The organism is Halobacillus sp. K22 (assembly GCF_052246795.1).
In the GTDB taxonomy this organism is placed as follows: Bacteria; Bacillota; Bacilli; order Bacillales; family Halobacillaceae; genus Halobacillus.
The window spans coordinates 62084-81105 of sequence record NZ_JBQQCN010000003.1; the positions used below are offsets into that span (position 1 = coordinate 62084).

Sequence of the window (19022 nt, forward strand, 5' to 3'; positions counted from 1 at the left end):
AACAGAATATTTACTTGGAATGTGAGCTTTATTTAAGGCGCTGACAGGTACATAAACGAGTGAAAAATTTGAAGGTCGGGAGAGATTTACATGAGTTCAACATCTGAAATGAAGCTATTTACGTTAAATTCCAATGAACCTTTAGCACAGGAAATCTCTGAAATATTAGAAGTGCCATTAGGGAAAAGCTCGGTTGTTCGTTTTAGTGATGGCGAAGTACAAATTAATATTGAAGAAAGTGTCAGAGGGGACGATATTTATCTCATTCAATCCACCTCTCAACCGGTAAATGAACACTTGATGGAATTGTTGATTATGATTGATGCAATGAAGCGGGCTTCAGCTAGAACTATAAATGTAGTACTACCGTATTATGGATATGCCCGTCAGGATCGAAAGGCTCGTTCCCGGGAGCCAATTACAGCTAAGCTTATTGCTGATTTACTTGAATCGGCAGGGATATCCAGAGTCATTACTATGGATATGCATGCTCCTCAAATTCAAGGTTTCTTTAATATACCTGTTGATCAGCTGCTTGGCACATCTATACTGGGTCAATACTATAAAGAAAAAGATATGAAAGACATCGTGGTTGTAGCTCCGGCTACAAGTGGTCTGAGCCGTGCCAGAAGAATGGCCAATTTGTTAGATACCCCAATTGCTTTTGTGGATAAGAGAAGACCTGAACCGAATGCGGATGAAGTTATGAATGTTGTCGGTTCCATTGAAGGGAAAACGGCTCTTATCGTGGATGACATGATTGATACAGCAGAAACTGTTGTGCAGGCAGCGGCAGCTCTGATGGAAAGCGGAGTTAAAGATATTTATGCCTGCGGAACCCATGCGGTCCTATCAGAACCTGCCGTTCAAAAAATTGCTGATTCACCAATTAAGGAACTTGTCATTACTAATACTGTCTGGTTACCGGAAGAAAAGCAGATTGAAAAAATCAAATCACTGTCTGTTGCTCCATTGTTTGCAGATGCGATCGTACGTGTTCAAACGGATCATTCAGTAAGTGAATTGTTCGATTAAAATAGAACGTGAAAAATTTAAAGTGAAATTTGTGAAAAGGATGATCTCGATAAAAAAGAGGTCATCTTTTTTATCGAATCATTGCGCAGTTCCAAACTTGTCAAGGCAAGTTTCTAGACATCTTCCTGTTTTTTCATCTACGATTATTATGAGGCAAACGTAATAAATTCAGATTAATAGTTAGAAAGGATGAAGAAATTATGAAAGTACTTGTTGTTGGAGCAAACGGTCAAATTGGTAAACACTTGGTATCCACTATTCAGGAGAGCGACAATTTGGAAGCTAAAGCTATGATTCGCAAGCAGGAACAGGCGTCCTTTTTTGAAGATAAAGGAGCAGAAACAGTAGTCGTTGATTTAGAGGATGACGTTGAAACAATTACCAAAGCAGCTGAAGGAGTAGATGCAATCGTATTCACTGCAGGATCTGGCCCTCATACGGGGCCGGACAAAACCGTTCTTATTGACCTGGACGGGGCGGTTAAGACAATCGAAGCAGCTAAAGCAGCTGGCGTGAAACGATATGTGATGATCAGCTCGTTTGACACAACCCGTGAAGCCATTCAGAGTGCTCCTTCATCCTTTGCACCATATGTTGTCGCGAAGCATTATGCAGATGATTGGTTGAGAAGAACAGATTTGGACCATACAATCATCCACCCAGGCAGGCTGACGAATGACGAAGGAACCGGGCAAGTAGAAGCTGCATCGAAAGTGGAAAGAGGGGAAGTGCCACGAGAGGATGTGGCAAACGTAATTGCAGCCACTTTGGAAGATGATTCAACCATTGGCAAGGAATTTCAGGTCGTGAGTGGAACGAATATGATTAAGGAAGCTATAAAATCTCTTTAATTAGGCAATATAGTAGAAAAGGCAATTCACCACAATGGTGGATTGTCTTTTTTCTCTATCTGCTGCGTGAGAAAGTAGAACTTGATAGAAAATGAAGCAAGGAGGCACCAGGTACATGGTAAAGCTCACCAAGTAGCTGGTACCGAGGGGGAGTGTGGTTAGGGGTAGACTTCAAGTTTGTCCAGCTTGCTAATAATCAAGTGAATCGTAATAAATCCACCGAAGTACATAAGGGAAGTGTAGAAGATGTTCCATTTTTCATGATAGGTCAATAGATGAATGGCAAGAGCGGTAAATTCAACACCAGTCATTCCAAGAACAAATATTGTGTAGATCCATGCAGGTTGTTTTTCCTTATAGTAAATAAAATACGTAAACCATACAGCTGATATCGTAAAAATACCTAAATCAAGAAACATCGTATTTAACAACCCCACATTTGAAGACGTGTGGATTGTCCAGAGGTCTGTCTGAATTCCTAGCTGGTTTAAAATCAGTGCGATTAAAGCGGCGAATGGGGCAATGGTAAAGAAAATCTTAGGTGCTCTCTTATAGACATATCCAGCGGTCAGCCAAGGAATGATGAAGCCTAGAACAATCATTAACCACATAGTAACCACCTCCTTTGCTATCCATCATTTCTAATAATCTATAGGAAATATACGTGGAAATAAAATGGGAATTGTCGAATGCTGTCTTTGTTATATAAAAAATCCTGTCCAACAAAAGAGTAAAGCATTTTGCAAAGAGTTGGATGCGCTCTAAAAAAACTGATTCAGAGGAGGTTGTACCGAAAGGAATAACACGCAATATACATTATAGGGGATTGTTTAGGTAAGATCATAAGAAACATAAGATAGATAGACTGTAGAAGGGAAGCTCTTCCCTTTTTTCATAACAGGCTTATTACACAATAGGGCCGGATTGTGGAAGACTCGAATTCGAGATATTTGTTGAGCGGGAGGTCCTGCGGGGGACGATTTCGCTTTCCGTGGGCATGTGCTGAGCCTCCTCAACCGGGGTCTCACCGATCATGTTTATCCCATAGGAGTCTTCCACAAACGGGAGCTTGTCCTTAAGATCAACACGGAAGTTTACCAGAGCCAAGGATTTAAGAAGGATCAGATTTGTGTTGAGAACCTCACCCTTGTTCCGTATATTAAATTAAAGGCGTCAGTCCCTATAGAGGATTGACGCTGATTTATTGGGAGTTAACGACGCTTTCCGCAGCAACCGCCAGACTTTTTGTATGCCGCTGTCCGCTTTCCGTTTTTCGTATTAATGACAATCGGGGCATTTTTGTCTTGCGACATTTTGGGAAGGGTAGTTGTGGTTTTAATTTTCCTCTTCACCAACCATCTCTCCTTTCAATATTACAATATTCAATTTTCCTTGAAAGGAGAGGGCTTTCAGTCAGTTAATATAGAGACTGGAATAGGCGTCGGTCGTTTGTTCTTTATATGGTAACACTTCACCTCAGGTGTCTCGCTCTTGAAGGACACAATGACCATGTGTACTTCAGGGTCCGCATGTTGTAAGAGGTCATAGCTTGATGGCCGGGCTGATGTCGTCGGATGAGAGTGAAAGACTGCTAAAATTCTGTCATTCTTTTTGCCAGCATGGTTGATGGCCTCTTCTACATGTTGTTTACTAACATAAAAGCTTTTGTTTGATTCTGCTTCGTTGTGTAAAGGCCAGATGTGGCGAACTTGATTTCCTGCCCCAGACAATAAACCGCACCCCTCAAAAGGTAGATAACTGTGACAATGATCTATCATTTCTTGGAAAATAGTGAAAGGGACCATAAAATGAATATTTTTCATCCTCTTTGAAAAAGGGAGAAAAAGGAGTTCACAGGCGGCTTCCTCTGTGTTTCCATGTTTTTAGTAGTCGCTTCAAAGGACTTTTCGAGTTTTTTTTCTTCTGAATTCATTTCTTTATTTTCTTTCGGTTCCTCTAAACTTTTTTCAATAATAGGCTCTTTATGGACCTCTAACTCTTCAATTGGGGCGTTTATTAACCTTGTTTCTGGACTAGAAGGTTCCATAACCTTTTTATCCTTTACAGGTAGGTGATTAGTCCCCGAGATGCCTTTATTTCCAACATGGACTGTTTCTGGTTGTGAAACAGGGGATTCAATAGTCACTTCTTTTTTTTCATGTAGAGGTTCTTTATTGGGAGTTGAATTTGTATTAATGTCATCTTCCAGTTCTGCTTCTGTAGGAGTGGGCTGTACCTTCACTTCTTCTTTTCCGGTGAGAGGTTCTTTATTGGGAGTTGAGTTTGTATTAATGGACTCTCCTGGTTCTGTGTCTGTAGGATAGTGCTGTGCCGTCACTTCTTCTTTTCCGGTGAGAGGTTCTTTATTGGGAGTTGAGTTTGTATTAATGGACTCTCCTGGTTCTGTGTCTGTAGGAGAGTGCTGTGCCGTCACTTCTTCTTTTCCGGTGAGAGGTTCTTTAATGGGAATTGAATTTGAGTTAATGACCTCTCCTGGTTCTGTGTCTGTAGAAGTGGGCTGGCTCGTTACTTCTTCTTTTATGGACAGAGGTTCTTCATTTGGTATTGAGTTGGTGTTTACGACGCTTGGTGCCTCTGTTTTTAAAAACTTAGGTTTGGACATATTATTATTTTTTACTTGCGCATTTGTCAGTATTTCTTCCTGCACTTGTTTGACGTCGGTGAGTGCTGACTCTGCAGGTCGTTGGTTTATTTCCATACTTGCTGTTTGCAGGTTGGCGTCAGGCTCATCCTTTCGTTTGATCGTTGTACCTTCTGATTTGGGAGGCTTACGGCTAGAAGTAGCGCGTTGTTTCGGTGAATTTAACTTATTGGATTTAACTGTCTTACTTTTTTTGCTTGGAGAAAGCGGCCGGCGACCTTTTGAAGTTCCTTGTTGCATTGAATTAGAAGGGTAATTTCTAGGCGGTGAGGGGTAATTGCCAAGCCCCTGAAATCGACTTTGTTCGTTTGGATCATAAACATGACTGTTCGAACGCACCATATTTCTAAGTTGGCTGAATCCTTGTGGGGCCTTGGTGGCAGGTGGAGCTGGGGTTTCTTTTGGTTGTAATGATTTCTTCAAGCTGGCGATTTCCTCTTTTATCTCCTTAAGTTCATTATTTTTCAGTAATTGATCCTGTTTTTTAAGAATCAGGACAATTTTTTTATTAAGAGAAAGGAGTTCCTGCCCCAGTTCATTTAAATAACCATGAAGGTAATCGAACTGTTCGGTAAAGTAATTGTTCTCCTCTAATTGTTCGTTCTCCATATAATCTTCATCTTGATATTCGCTCTCCAAATGTTCTTCTTCATCATAATACTCGCTCTCCATATACTCCTCTTCCTCATAATATTCGTTCTCCAAATGTTCATCTTTATTATGAAACTTATTCAAAGGTATCACTTCCTCTTTCGTTTGGTAATGACCATGCTGACAAAGAATTTCCTGATAAGCTAGATGCTCCTTTTTCAATGATTCAATCGTAGCTTTATATAAATCGATCTTTGCTTTAATGACTTGCAGGTCATCTGGATCGAACTTTTTTTTATCCATTTCGTCTTCACTCTTTCCCGTTCTATAACATGTTATTTGAGAAATAATAAATCGTTACAACAGTATCTATCGCGGAAAACAACAAAGCTGACTCTAGAATCACACAGCTACTACCAATCATATGCTTCACACGAACAGAATATAATTCTACGGACATTAGGAAAGGCCGGTAATTACTCCCCCAACAAAAAGAACCACTATGTAGAAATAGATAATACATTCTACAACTAACTTTTACGGGACTATTAGGATTAGGGGATTAGCGAATGAGACAATTTCTCACAGGAAGGCTCTCTAAAAGTTTCCTGAGGATATTAAAGTAAAGCTCCCATTACTGGAAGACTCAGTTTCGAGATAAATGGGGACCGTTACTCTATTTGGAAGAGGGCTGGTGGGGAAATAACTCGCTTTCCTATGGGGGAACGCTGAGCTTCCTCGCTCGTTTCACTCCCTGCGGGATCTCACCTAGTTCCTTCTCCCATGGGAGTCTCGCCATTTCCCCACCAACCCAGCCATTTCTTGTGAACGGACCCTGCTATAGGAGATAGAAGCCATGCCACATCTGCTTCCAATGCTTATATAACAGGGTTTCTATAGCTAAACACACGTAAAGACCAGTGTGAATCATAGATGATCCTTGTTCATTGGAAGGCGTTTATGCAGACAATTTTGAGCTCTCAATGATCGCAAAGGGGCGGAAGGGAACGGCGAAGACTCCTGCGGGATGAACATGATCGGTGAGATCCCGGAAGGCGAAGCCTGAGGAAGCTCACCACATGCCCGCGGAAAGCGAGTCGTTCCCTGGAGCCCCTTTCTCTACAAAATATCTCGAAACTGAGTCTTCAACTATACGGCCCTTTAGCTTAATAAGTCTTTTATGAAAAAATAAACACTAACCTTTTACAAAGACTACAGGAAAGGCAGGAACTTGGATGAAAAAAGTGAAAAAAGAGAACACCGTTCTTTATTTACCTATAGAAATAAAGTCCAGGGAATTAGATGCGAAATTATTGCTTGCGTATTATGCTGTAAAGGAAAATTACCGGGTAATTATAGGAGAACACAAAGCGGTAGAGACAGCATCACACAAATTCCCAAAAGGTATTTTCTTTTCAAAAGGGTATCCGGAGCGTATTAGGAAAAGAATGCTTACCAGCGCCAAAAGATTAGGTCATACTCTAGTGGAATTAGATGAAGAAGGTCTCATCATTCATGATGAGGCGGCTTATTTATCAGACAGGATGAATAAAGGGATATTAAGATTGGTGGAACAGGAATATTGTTGGGGGGAGTATCAGCAAAACATAATTAGTACTGCGTATCCCGGAGAGAAAAATAAATGTCATGCAGTAGGGAATCCTCGGTTTGATTTATTACAGGGAAAATTCAGGAAACTTTACGAAGAAAAAGCAAATTCCCTCAGGACTAAACACGGAGAATTCATTTTAATTAATACAAGGTTTTCACTTTATAATCATAGACGAGGAAAGAAGAAGGGGACTTCCAACCCTTCGTCTCTATATATTAAAAAACTTTATTATTCTTTTATTACATTAATCAGAAGGATAAGCGAGAAATATCCATCCGTACCTATTATTATTAGACCACATCCGACTGAGAACGTTCAGTCCTATCGAAAGGCATTATCGAATTGTGAAAATGTCAAAATTATTCAAGTTGGTAATGTTATTCACTGGATACTCGCTTCCAAGATGGTCATACACAATGGCTGCACCACAGGTATTGAAGCGGCTTTACTCGCGAAACCAGTTATCTCCTATATGCCTTTTAAATCGGGCAAGTATGACGTGGATTTACCAAATGAAGTAAGTTTAATTGCGTCAACCGAGAAGGACTTGTTCTCGTTTATTGATAGCTTTTATGATACCCAAAACAGCGATCATTCTAATGAAAGACTCAGGTCCACTTCACTGCCTGATTATTATGCGGGGGTGAAAAGGGGATACGCCTATAAAGACATCATCCGCCTATTGAACAAGCTTAGTGTAAAAAGTCCCCCCCTCGCTCAGGAGCCGACATCATTAAAACCGGAAAAAAAGGATAAGATTAAGTATCGATTCCCTTATTTGAGGAAAGAAGAAATTGAATATTTTTTTGGTAAACTGGATGAAATTGAACAATCTTCATCGTCTAATGTTAACATCAAGGAATTAACTGCCAATTTATTTGAATTGCGCTCAGATTAAAAAATTGTCGGTCAGCAAACTAATTTTTTATCACTTTAATTTCCTCATTAATATGTAAGGTGTATAGTTTGACCCCAAGAAAAAGAAGCATCTTGAAGGAACGTAAATTCCTCAAAGATGCTTCTTTTTCTTGCCGCCTTCAATGATTGCTCCCCTCATTTAAATGCGGTTGCTTTAACTCGCTTTAGAAATTTTTTCTAGACATTTGTCACCATTCAGTTAAACAGTAATAAACTATGGGGAAAGCACAGTTTTACTCAAGTACTTATTATGAAAATTAACCCAGAGTTCCGCTAATGCACTGTACCAAATGTCAATCGCAATCATATGCTACGAATGCAAGAACAATAATTTTCCTTGGAGGTGTTTGCAACTATGCAAGCAAACAATTTAAGTGGTGGGCAAGAATTAATTTGTATTAACGTCGATAAGGTGTACGATTGGGTTATTAACGAAGCAACATTTGATCTTACTTTGACTGACATTGATCTGCCAGATGGAGTAGATTGTATGGATTTTGATACTGCGGATGTAACATGCACGGTTACACCTGGAGTGGTTGAGGTTCTAGAAAGAAACAATCGTACATTCGTGATTGATGGAGTAGAAACGATTCTTCAGGTGGTAAACCTACGTAAGAACTTCGACGTTACTATCTCAATTCCTATCAATGGAAGTATGGAGCTAGTGGAATTGGAATTCTCTCGCTGTGAACAAGTGGTATTGTGCGCACCAGAAGGTACAGAGGTGGATGTAACATACTCAGATGCAGACTGCTTTGTATGTACGTTTGATTGTAACGATGATGGCACAGATACAGACGAACTAGCAACATTTGATGCTCAGATCACTGTTAGACTTTGCCAAAGTATTCAATCATCATTCCCTGTAACGGTTGAATTCCTAGCTGAATTCTGTGAGCCTAGAGACGTATTACCAACTCCTTGTCCTACTCCTGTCCGTCCGCCACAATGTCCAATTGTTTTCCCTGATTTTAACGGTGGTAACGGAGAAGCTTAAGTCTCCGGCCAACGGTGGAGTAAAATTAACCCCACAATGATGAGAGCGTGAAATCGGATTTTAACAATCTTGATTTCACGCTTTTTCATTATTTGGCCGGACGGGGAAGAGTAACAATGGTGATAATAGCTAATAGCCAATCATAAGATAAAGGGAGGTATTTCTCTCTTTATTTTTGTTTTTCAGAAGGGGTGGAAAAAATGAGCGACAGCAAAGAACTGACATCCAAGATTCACGCTTACCACCAGCAGACCCAGGATTACTTGACTCGAATGAAAGAGCTGCTTCAACACTCTGCACCTTCCACACCATTTATCTGCTACTTTACATACAGTCTAAGCATCACCCATGTTCCAGACGATGATAATTTATGCCTGGGATCTTTTCATATCAAAAACTTATCCTCTAGTCCAATAAACAATCCTTACCTCTGTATCAAGATTTCTGAAGGGGCTCCGTTTTCTTTTTCCGGCCGATTTGTTTACGACGAGTCAAAAATGCCGCGTCGTGCTCAGGGAGGGTGGAAGCGGGTAAATGAAAGAGATAATAAAGAAGAGTATTGGTTAAAACCGTTAGAGCAATCCACTATCCCTCCAGGTCAAACACTTACTTTTAACAACTTCCAAGTCAAATGGACCGCAGAAGGCGCCTATGCAGGAAGCATTACGGGATTTGTTTATAGTGAGGAAAATAAAGAGGGGATGGCGGCCCTTAATTCTATCAATCTCAATGGTACCGTGCCAAAGAAGGAGGTAGAGCAGGATGACTGAACAGGATAACCATGAATTATTAATGAAGCAATTGATGAAGGGGTTGTTGGAAAATCAACTCAATGAAGTGAGACAAAACGATAAGGGAAACAGTAGTTTTGTATTCTTGGAGAACCATACCTTGAATTTGCTTCTTCTCAGTTATTTGTCCCGAAGCAATGGAAGTTCATATGTTCCTTCTGCAGTAGCTTCACCTCCAGAGGATTTTAGTGCCGCCATTAAAGAAGTCGAACGGATGACAGATGAGAGCAGGGGGGAGTTTGAAGAAGTGCTCAAAATGATAGAAGAGAAATCCTAATTTTGAATGGGAGGACTTTTTAATGAAGAAGGATTCGATTCAGTTGCAGCAAAGGATCATCTATTACAGGGCTGAACTGGATAAATATAAAAAGAAAGTCCAAGACTATCAAAATAATTATCATTACTCTCAGCTGGAGAAGTTAAAAGTCGAGAATTCAGTGCTCATGCAGGAAATAGAAGAATGGCGGAATCAGGAAACAGTGGTCAGGGGAGAATTAAGCAAACGTCTCCAGGGATTTGAAGAACGTACGGCTCGTTTAGAAAAGCAGGAAGAAAGGCTCCAGAAAGAAATACAAGATTGGCAGGAGCAGAATGCGGAATTAAGAGAGCAAAAACGAGATTTGAATCACACAGTTAAGGAATTGGAAGGAAACCTTGGAGAAGTTCGTGTAAGGTTATCGCAGTCACAGAAAGATAATAACCTTCTTCATGTCAGTTATGTCCAGGTAAAGAAAGAATTTCAGAGGGCAAAAGAAGCGAAGTCGATCTCTGATCAAGAAATCGTACTGTTAAGAAAAACGTTATCCGAGGTTAAGCAACAGCTGGAAGATACACGAGCTGTAAACGAAGAGTTGAAAAAACGTATTCAAGGATTTGAAGAACGTACGGCCCGTTTAGAAAAGCAGGAAGAAAGGCTCCAGAAAGAAATACAAAATTGGCAGGAGCAGAATTCAGAATTAAAAGATCAAAAACGAGATTTGAATCACACGGTTAAGGAATTGGAAGGAAACCTTGGAGAAGTTCGTGGAAGGTTATCTCAGTCACAGAAAGATAATAACTTCCTTCATGTCAGTTATGTCCAGGTAAAGAAAGATTTTCAGAAGGCAAGAGAGACGATGTCTGCCTCTGATCAAGAAAATGTGCAGTTAAGAAAAACGGTAGCCGAAGTTAAACAGGAGATGGAAGACAAACTTAAAGAAGCCAACCAAACGATTTCCCAATCTAAAGAGGTTCAGGAATCTCTAAGGTCTAAGGTAAGTAATTTAGAGGCAGCCATTACTCTTCAGGAGAAGGAATGTGAAAATAAATCTATTGAAATAAAGAGTCTACAAACGGAAAACCAGGAGGTAATGACTCAAAAAAATCATTGGAAGGAAAAATACGAAAAAGAAGGGGAAAGTTTAAGAAACAAGATCAAAGAGTATGAGGAGAAAAATAGAAGACACCAGGTAGAAATGAAAAACATTGTAAATGAAAAGGAAAAGCTGAGTGAAGACTTTGAAAGACAAAGATCATCCTGGTTAAAGCAATCGAAGGATCACAAAACTAAAGTGGATCAATTGTATGCTGACATAGAACATTTAAAAAACGAAAACTCGATTCTAAAAGAAAAATATGAGGATCAAAAAACAACTTTAGAAAAAGAGAAAGTAGAAGAGGCAGCTCTTTTATCGGATATGGAGAAGCAAATGCATTTCCTATTGGGTGGAACTATGAGAGAAGGAAATCAATTCAATGGAAAGGTCGCTTTTGTTAAAGCATTAGAACGAAAGTTAGAGGAACTGACGAGTGATATTCATGAGTTAGAAGATAGTATAGATGAAATAGATTAAATGAGCAGGAGTACTAGTATGAATCGAGTTCAACATTCGTTAAATTCTTACCGATGAAGCAAGAGGCTGACTAAGAAAAAGGGGACAAAGAAGGCATATATTCCTTGTAATATGATAATGCTGTGGGAAAGGCAATTCACTGAAATGGTGGATTGCCTTTTTAGGATTTTTACAGAATTCTTGTGGATGTCATGTGGTCCTCGAAGTGAAAAGGTCATAACCAATTGCATATCTTAAATTTATTTCCATAATAAAGGTGATTACATAATTCTGGAGAATACTTAATACATCAAGGAGTAAAACAAAAATCGAGTTAGTGAGGTGTATGTAAAATTAAAAATGAGACTAAAAAAGGCAGTCAATTTTTAATGGAAGAGTATGTTAATCATCATTCACGTGAACTTAATGACATGATCTTAATGAGTTCTCCATCACTGATTTCTTTTATGGATAAAGGTAAAGATATGACTTGGTATTCTCCATTGGAAAATGAAAATCATAAAGAATATCGTAATGAATTTCTCGATTTAGAGGATGAATGGAAGAGTGCTAAATCTCAAATGAAGGGTTATTGGCCTGCTCAAGGTCCGAGGTGGGATGGCATTGCAATGGTCCGTGGAAAGGATGGCAGGAAGGGGTTATTGTTAGTAGAAGCAAAAGCTCATGTAAAGGAAATGAGATCAAAAATAAAAGCAACGGATTCCCATAGTGTAGATCTGATCGAACGAACTATAAGAGAGACAAAAGCCGTTTTTGGGTCAGAGTCCTTGATGCATATATGGTTAAATCAGTACTATCAATTATCCAATCGTTTAGCTTACTTGTATATATTGAATGAAAAAATGAAAATTCCTACGTGGCTTGGGCTCGTGAATTTCGTCGATGATGAAAGTCTCGGTAAAGAAACATCCCTGGATCAGTGGCTGGATCACTACCAGGAAGTATTTGCAGATATGAATATAAAATTTGATTCTTCAAGTCTGCTTAATCGGTTAGTGACTATATTTCCAAAAGGTTTAAAAGGTTAAAAATGGAGGTGAAATGACTTCAAAGATATACGAAAAAGCACTGAAATTACCCGGTAGAATATCGTAACTTAAAAATTTTAATCGATAGTTTTCTACCTTAACAGGGGAAACCGGTGTGTTCCTGAAAGACTACTATTCATAGCAAACTATAAAAATCATTATAAAATCTCTTTCTTTTGTCCATACTGATTCTAAAAAGGATGATAAGCGTGAGTTATATGGAGAAGACCAACCAGGTGATCATGGAAATGAAGCAAGAGGAACGCGCGCAGTTCGGGAATTATTCTTATAGTCCAAGTGGTTTCACCGATGGAAAACAAGAGGTACCTGAGTGGGAAGTTCGTCAATTTGTTCTCAACTATTTTTTAGTTCTCGAAAACTCAAGTAAATACCAATACAAGTAAAAAGCTCCCTTCTGGGGAGTTTTTTCGTTTAGCGGAATATTTTTAGCAGTCTTTTTTTGTTCATCTTCAGTGTGCTTGTTTTCTGGAAAAACGTTTTATTCAAGGGGGAAAAGGAATATTATGTATCATAACTGTTTTTGAAAAGGAGTGTTCCAATGGGTAAATTTATTATGAATCTACTCGCTTATCTGCTTGTTGTCATCGTTAATGGACTCGCCAATGCGCTTCCTCTTAATGGCCAGACAACAGGTGAAATTTCAAACAGGCTGAACGTCTTGTTTACTCCGGCGGGATATGTGTTCAGCATATGGGGAGTAATCTACATTCTGCTTGGCATCTGGGTGCTCCGCCAGTTTCCCTCAAGCAGACGGGAGCTGCCGATCTATCAAGCAGTAAGTTCGCTATTCGTTTTAAGCTGCATTCTTAACAGCCTTTGGATTTTTATGTGGCATTATAACTTCTTTGGACTTTCGGTCATCGTCATGCTCCTTTTACTTCTTACTCTTATTCGTCTTTATGTAAAAGCGAAAGCGGTCGATGCTTCGTTTCTGGATCGATTGCCATTTTCCGTGTATCTTGGCTGGATCAGCGTAGCTACAATTGCTAATATCAGCTACTTCCTGACGTACATTGAATGGAATGGGTTTGGAATTTCTGCTTCAATCTGGACTTTCATACTCCTCATCGTAGCAACCCTGCTTGCTTTCTATATTTTAATAACAAAAAATGACTGGGTATATCCGCTCGTGTTTGTCTGGGCGTTCGTCGGAATAGGTATTAGAAATCAAGATGCCGATGTGCCGCTTGTAGTGTATTCCTCTTATATTCTTGCGAGTCTCATTCTGTTGGTTACGGTTTTTTATGCCTTTAAGCAAAGAAAAGGACAGAGATAAAATTCACAGAAAAGGGTGCTTCTCACTAATTGGAGAAGCACCCTTTTTCATGTTTTGCTTGATCAGATTATTGGACTCGCTTAGCCCGGAGAGTGAATTTATATTCGTCACTTTTAAAATAGTTCTCGCTGTATTCGAAAACCGTCCCATCTGTAAAAATACTATAGGACTGCATTTTTAAAATCGGAGAAGACTCATCTACGGTTAAAGCCTCAGCTATATCCGGGGTTGGTAAAACAGGGATCACTTCCTGAAAGCTTTCCTTTATTTTTTTTCCTACCTCTTTCTCAATATAGTCATATTTTGATCCAGTCATAATTCCATACGATAGATTTGGAAACATCATTACTGGGAGATAGGTTTCTTCCAATACATAGGGAACTTCATCCACAAGTCGCTGCCTGCGTACAAAAAAGACTTTTTCCCCGTCGGAAAGCTGAAGCATTCTTTTTATATAATCAGTAGGATCAATTAATTGGAAATCAAGAATGCGATTGACCGGTTGTTTATCAAGCTTTCTCATTTCTTCTGTAAAACTGATTAATTCAAATATATTGTGTTCAATCTTTTGTTCTTTTACATAGGTGCCGCTACCCTGAATTCTTTCCAGTAATCCTTCTTCCACAAGAACTTTAACCGCCTGCCGCACGGTGACGCGCGAGGCCTGGTATTGTTCAGAAAGGTGGAGTTCTGTTGGTATAGCCTCTCCTTCTTTCCAAACCCCTTCAGAAATATCCTCTTTTATTTGTTGTGCAATCCTTCGATATAAAGGAGCTGCCATACGAATTCCTCCTGTTCATCTATATCCATATTATAACCAATGATCATAAAAATTTCGATACAAATGTTGACGCTTTCATAAATATGTATTATATTCATATTAACAATTATTTAATACAAATATAAGACCTATCAGGAGGCGTATCCTATGAAAAAGCAAAATCTTGTTGTGGTTGGCGGCGGTAGCACTTATACCATTGGCATGATTATGAGTTTAGTGGCGGAGAAAGAACAGTTTCCGTTAAAGTCGATTACATTCTATGACACCAATGCGGAACGTCAGGAGAAAATAGCAAAAGCATCAGAAATCATCTTGCGCGAGAAATATCCAGAACTTGAATCATTCAATTATACGACGGATAAGAAGGAAGCATTAACAGACGCTGATTTTGTTTTTGTGCAAATTCGTACCGGTGGGCTTGCGATGCGTGAGCAGGATGAACAGATTCCACTTCGATACGGGGCTGTAGGGCAGGAAACATGCGGCCCTGGCGGCATGGCTTACGGGCTTCGTTCCATTGGAGATATGATTGATCTCGTCAATGATATTCGCCATTACTCCCCTGAAGCCTGGATTTTAAATTACACGAATCCAGCTGCCATTGTTGCGGAAGCTCTCCGCCGTGAATTTCCTGAAGATAAGAAGCTGCTGAATATTTGTGATATGCCGGCGGCAATTATGGTGAGTTATGCTGGAATACTAGGTAAGGACGTATTTGATCTTGTCCCTGAATACTTTGGTCTTAATCACTTTGGCTGGTTTACTAGAATCTTAGATAAAGATGGCAAGGATCATACAGACACGATTAAGCGTGCTATTACAGAGGATGGATTTATTCCTGAAGATGCTGAGATCGCTAATGATCCTTCCTGGATTAAAACGTTCAAACAAGTCGAACAGATGGTGACGGATTTTCCTGAATATTTACCTAACACGTATTTGCAGTATTATTTATATCCTTCACAGATGGTGGATAAAGAAGAGCCGGATAATACCCGTGCCCGCCAGGTTATTAACGGTCGCGAAAAGCGGGTTCATACCCTGGCTGATCAAATTATTGCGGACGATACTACTGAAAATGTAGAGCTTGAAGTAGATATCCATGGCCGTTACATGATTCGAGTGGCGGCATCCATGGCCTATAACAACGGTGACATTTTTATTGTCATGGTCGAGAACAATGGAACGATTGCCAATTTACCTGACGATGTCATGGTGGAGGTTCCTTCAGTCATAACCAATCGCGGACCCAAACCATTCGCCGTAGGTCACATTTCTACTTTTTATAAAGGGCTAATTGAAGGCCAGTTGGCTTACGAAAAACTCGTGGTAGATGCTTACTATGAAAATAGCTATGAGAAGGCCTTGCAAGCCTTGACCTTAAACCGCACCGTGGTCGATGCTCCAAGAGCAAGAAAGATCCTTGACGATATGATTGATGCGAACAAGAACTATTGGCCAGAATTGTACGCTAGTAAAAACGCTCAAACGGTTTAATTAAAATAGATAGACCCGGACCGTGTATTCGGGTCTATTCTTTCCCTTAGTAAGAAAGCGTTTGCTTAAAAGGAGGATAAGCTAGATCATGAAAAAACATTTTGGAGCTTTACAGAAGTTTGGTAAGTCGTTGATGGTGCCAGTCGCCCTCTTGCCTGCCGCAGGTATATTACTTGGAATTGGCGCCGCCCTTACGGGTCCACTGTCAGAAACGCTGACCTTTTTACAAAATGATGCGATTCAGTTCATCGGTCAAGGAATGTCGGACATTGGAATCAGCATATTCAATAACTTGGCTATTATATTTGCCCTTGGTGTCGCAATCGGTCTAACGAATGGGTCGGGAATTGCTGCACTGGCTGCACTATTAGGGTACGTTATTATGAATAAAACCATTTCTTTTGCGCTCAGCATCACACCTGAGATGGTACAGGAAAGCGGAGAATATGGTTCTGCCCTGGGCATTCCCACTCTGGAAACGGGAGTGCTCGGAGGGATTGTTGTCGGTTTACTCGCTGTTTTTATTTACAATAAATTTCACGAATTTGATCCACCCGAAGTACTTGGATTCTTTGCTGGGGATCGTTCGGTCGGGATAGCCATGGTTTTCTCTTCCATATTTCTTGCTATGGCTATGATGGTCGTGTGGCCTCCGATTCAAGGTGGCATTAATGCAGTAGCTAACGTGATTGCCAATGGAGCAACGAACCCGCTTTACATTGGATTATACGGTTTCCTTGAAAGGGTTCTTATACCAACCGGACTTCACCATATTTGGTACGCCCCGTTTTTATGGACCTCACTAGGTGGTACAGCTGAAGTTGCAGGAAGTGCTGTATCCGGAGACCAGTACATCTTTTTAGCACAAGTGGCTGAAGGAGTGGAAGTAACCGCTGGACGTTTCATGGCTGGTAAATTCCCTGTGATCATGTTTGGACTTGTCGGAGCGGCTCTTGCTATGTATCGTCAGGCGGACAAGAAAAACCGTCCCGTAGTAAAAGGAATGCTTGTGGCTGCTGCTGGTACAGCCTTTATTACCGGAATCACAGAGCCTATTGAATTTACATTCTTATTCGTAGCGCCTCTCCTATTTGTGTTTCACGCCGTATTAGCTGGCATATCCTTTGCGGCTATGTATATGTTAGACGCTAATATCGGCTGGGCAGGAGGATCCGGCCTCATCGATTATGTGCTGGTCAATGCGATTCCAGGCACAAATAATTGGTGGATGAATATCGTAGTCGGAGCCATCTTCTTCGTTGTTTATTATTTCTCATTCTCCTTTGCTATTAAAAAATGGGATTTGGCTACTCCAGGCCGTGGAGGTCAAGAGAACAAGCTTTACACACGTAAGGATTTCAACGAAAAGAAAAAAGGTGGAAAATCCGAACAGACTCGTGAAACGGCCGCATCGATTATGACGGCTTTAGGCGGGGAATCCAACTTGAAACATGTGGATGCCTGCTTTACCAGATTAAGAGTCGAAGTAAACGAAGTCAGCAAGATCGATGAAGAGGAGTTAAAAGCTCTTGGAGCCGCCGGCGTAGTTAAAGTAGATCAGAATATTCAAGCGATCTTCGGAGGCCGTTCCGATCTTTATAAAAATGAGATTAATCGTATTAGGGAGAATTCAAGTGTATCCTGATGAAGCTTGAATAATCATTTTCGGGTTTGAGTGAAGATAAAAACCTGAATCAAAAAAGCCTGCCATGAGTTCAAAAAGCTCATGCAGGCTTTTATTTTATAAAGGTTATTGTTGATATTTAACAGAGGTTTATTACGTTATAGGGCCGGATTGTGGAAGACTCAGTTTCGAGATAATTCGGGTCCGTCGCCTTAAATTGATGAGGGAGGCTACGGAAAACAACTCGCTTTCCTGCGGGGGAACTGGCAAGCCTCCTCGGTCGCTGTCACTCCCTGTGGGGTCTCGCCTAGCTCCTTCTCCCGCGGGAGTCTCGTCGTTTCCTTCGCCTCCCTATGATGAAGAGTGCACGGACCCTTCTATAGGCGAAAAGAGAGTTTGATTCGCCTCAAATGCTTATATAACGAGGTTCATTCATCTGGATAAGCTCGTTGTTAAAAATGTTTCTCCATCATAAACCAGAGGTTTTCAAACATGATTTCGAGCTCCATATATCGAAAGGTCCGAAGGGGGACGATGCAGACTCCTGCGGGATGAACATGATCGGTAAGATCCCGGAAGGCGAAGCCTGAGGAGGCTCAGCACAGAAGAGGAGGTTCGACTAAGAACGCCACGTCGTGTGGCAACGTCGAACGACCCTGCGTCGTGCAGGGCCGGAAAGCGAAATCGTCCCCCTCCGGACCTAATTCTCACAAAAGTCTCGAAACTGAGTCTTCCAGTAACGGGAGCTTTACTGGAATTTTAATTCGGAAGTTTAACTTGGTCTGTAAATAAAGCAAGAAGGGAAAGGTGAGGAGATAGACTTAAATTACATTTACATATACCACACTTCATTATTTGTTGAGGAAATGGCGATGGCTCCTGCCTGTAAGGCTGTAACGACATCTACTTTTTCGCAAACTAAGCCACTCGCTATGATGGGTACATCAATTTTATCTTTTACCCAACCGATGGCCTTAGGCATCATGCCTGGAAGAATTTCGATGAAGTGCGGGTTGGAGTTTGCGATTTGTTTATCAATGCTTTTGAAAGAAATAGAGTCGACCAGAAAGAAGCGATGTACCGTGTAAAAGCCATAGTTTCTTGCTGCATGAACCATCTGAGCTTTTGTACTAATAATGCCGTCGGCTTTGGTGCTTTCTTTTAAGAATTGCAAAGCGACTTCCTTATTAGACGTACCTTCTAAGAGATCCACGTGTACAAAAGCAAGCTTTCCATGAGCTTTAACTTGATCCACGATTTTTCCGACATTGATGATATCGCTATTTAAAATAAAGATAATATTACAATCTGTTTGAATGGCTTCCTGCAGTCCATTGCTGTCTTTGACCGCAGCGATGACGGGATTTTCTTCGAGGACTTCTTCTACATGCTGTTTCATGACAATCTCCTTATCCAGTAAGTTTTCTCTAATTATTATATAGCAGATACAGATTGATGGAAAATTAAACGGGTTGCTTGTTGAATGGGACTGGTTCGGCTGTA

At 40.5% G+C, this 19022-nt stretch carries 18 protein-coding genes; 12 read left to right on the top strand and 6 right to left on the bottom strand.

Going from position 1 to position 19022, the window contains the following annotated elements; genetic code table 11:
• The first annotated feature begins 90 nt into the window (after window positions 1-90).
• A complete protein-coding gene (locus ACTWPM_RS03375) occupies window positions 91-1035 on the top strand; it encodes a ribose-phosphate diphosphokinase (RefSeq protein WP_443131662.1) in 945 nt (314 codons plus the stop codon).
• Between the two features lie 200 nt (window positions 1036-1235).
• On the top strand, window positions 1236-1886 hold the full coding sequence (locus ACTWPM_RS03380) for an SDR family oxidoreductase (protein WP_443131663.1): 651 nt from the start codon (window positions 1236-1238) through the stop codon (window positions 1884-1886).
• A 158-nt stretch (window positions 1887-2044) separates the two neighbouring features.
• Here the strand turns inward: ACTWPM_RS03380 and ACTWPM_RS03385 are convergent, their stop codons facing one another.
• The 4 genes from ACTWPM_RS03385 to ACTWPM_RS03400 form a co-directional block, all read right to left on the bottom strand.
• The gene (locus ACTWPM_RS03385) at window positions 2045-2497 is read right to left on the bottom strand and encodes a hypothetical protein (protein WP_443131664.1); all 453 of its coding nucleotides are present in this window, start codon (window positions 2495-2497) and stop codon (window positions 2045-2047) included.
• A gap of 600 nt (window positions 2498-3097) precedes the next feature.
• Window positions 3098-3238: a hypothetical protein gene (locus ACTWPM_RS03390; RefSeq protein WP_443131665.1), complete on the bottom strand. Its 141-nt coding sequence runs from the start codon at window positions 3236-3238 to the stop codon at window positions 3098-3100.
• 57 nt (window positions 3239-3295) lie between these two features.
• On the bottom strand, window positions 3296-3709 hold the full coding sequence (locus ACTWPM_RS03395; protein WP_443131666.1) for a Mov34/MPN/PAD-1 family protein: 414 nt from the start codon (window positions 3707-3709) through the stop codon (window positions 3296-3298).
• Window positions 3706-5442 carry a hypothetical protein gene (locus ACTWPM_RS03400; protein WP_443131667.1) on the bottom strand — a complete coding sequence of 579 codons (1737 nt, stop codon included), beginning with the start codon at window positions 5440-5442 and terminating at the stop codon, window positions 3706-3708. Before ACTWPM_RS03400 ends, ACTWPM_RS03395 begins: the two co-directional genes overlap by 4 nt.
• A 932-nt stretch (window positions 5443-6374) precedes the next feature.
• Between ACTWPM_RS03400 and ACTWPM_RS03405 the strand changes: the two genes are divergently transcribed.
• The 8 genes from ACTWPM_RS03405 to ACTWPM_RS03440 all read left to right on the top strand — a co-directional run bounded on the left by ACTWPM_RS03405 (window position 6375) and on the right by ACTWPM_RS03440 (window position 13617).
• On the top strand, window positions 6375-7649 hold the full coding sequence (locus ACTWPM_RS03405; protein WP_443131668.1) for a surface carbohydrate biosynthesis protein: 1275 nt from the start codon (window positions 6375-6377) through the stop codon (window positions 7647-7649).
• Window positions 7650-8159: 510 nt separating this feature from the next.
• A complete protein-coding gene (locus ACTWPM_RS03410) occupies window positions 8160-8669 on the top strand; it encodes a hypothetical protein (protein ID WP_443131669.1) in 510 nt (169 codons plus the stop codon).
• Window positions 8670-8869: 200 nt separating this feature from the next.
• On the top strand, window positions 8870-9439 hold the full coding sequence (locus ACTWPM_RS03415) for a hypothetical protein (RefSeq protein WP_443131670.1): 570 nt from the start codon (window positions 8870-8872) through the stop codon (window positions 9437-9439).
• On the top strand, window positions 9432-9737 hold the full coding sequence (locus ACTWPM_RS03420; RefSeq protein ID WP_443131671.1) for a hypothetical protein: 306 nt from the start codon (window positions 9432-9434) through the stop codon (window positions 9735-9737). Before ACTWPM_RS03415 ends, ACTWPM_RS03420 begins: the two co-directional genes overlap by 8 nt.
• Window positions 9738-9759: 22 nt before the next feature.
• Entirely contained in the window at window positions 9760-11292 is a 1533-nt protein-coding gene (locus tag ACTWPM_RS03425; RefSeq protein WP_443131672.1) for a hypothetical protein, read from the top strand.
• A 368-nt stretch (window positions 11293-11660) separates the two neighbouring features.
• Window positions 11661-12320, top strand: coding sequence for a hypothetical protein (locus ACTWPM_RS03430; RefSeq protein ID WP_443131673.1), 660 nt, complete (start codon window positions 11661-11663; stop codon window positions 12318-12320).
• A 209-nt stretch (window positions 12321-12529) separates the two neighbouring features.
• Complete coding sequence (locus ACTWPM_RS03435) at window positions 12530-12724, top strand: hypothetical protein (protein ID WP_443131674.1); 195 nt, start codon at window positions 12530-12532, stop codon at window positions 12722-12724.
• A 155-nt stretch (window positions 12725-12879) separates the two neighbouring features.
• Window positions 12880-13617, top strand: a complete 738-nt coding sequence (locus tag ACTWPM_RS03440; protein WP_443131675.1) for a TspO/MBR family protein — start codon at window positions 12880-12882, stop codon at window positions 13615-13617.
• Window positions 13618-13684: 67 nt separating this feature from the next.
• On the opposite strand, the gene ACTWPM_RS03445 is transcribed toward ACTWPM_RS03440, so the two are convergent.
• Entirely contained in the window at window positions 13685-14398 is a 714-nt protein-coding gene (locus tag ACTWPM_RS03445; RefSeq protein ID WP_443131676.1) for a GntR family transcriptional regulator, read from the bottom strand.
• A gap of 147 nt (window positions 14399-14545) precedes the next feature.
• On the opposite strand from ACTWPM_RS03445, the gene ACTWPM_RS03450 reads away from it, so the two are divergent.
• Window positions 14546-15895 (top strand): 6-phospho-alpha-glucosidase, encoded by a 1350-nt coding sequence (locus tag ACTWPM_RS03450; protein WP_443131677.1) that lies wholly within the window; start codon window positions 14546-14548, stop codon window positions 15893-15895.
• An 88-nt stretch (window positions 15896-15983) separates the two neighbouring features.
• The gene (locus ACTWPM_RS03455) at window positions 15984-17540 is read left to right on the top strand and encodes a PTS transporter subunit EIIC (RefSeq protein WP_443131678.1); all 1557 of its coding nucleotides are present in this window, start codon (window positions 15984-15986) and stop codon (window positions 17538-17540) included.
• An 811-nt stretch (window positions 17541-18351) separates the two neighbouring features.
• On the opposite strand, the gene ACTWPM_RS03460 is transcribed toward ACTWPM_RS03455, so the two are convergent.
• Entirely contained in the window at window positions 18352-18918 is a 567-nt protein-coding gene (locus ACTWPM_RS03460; RefSeq protein WP_443131679.1) for a glycerol-3-phosphate responsive antiterminator, read from the bottom strand.
• Window positions 18919-19022: the final 104 nt, after the last annotated feature.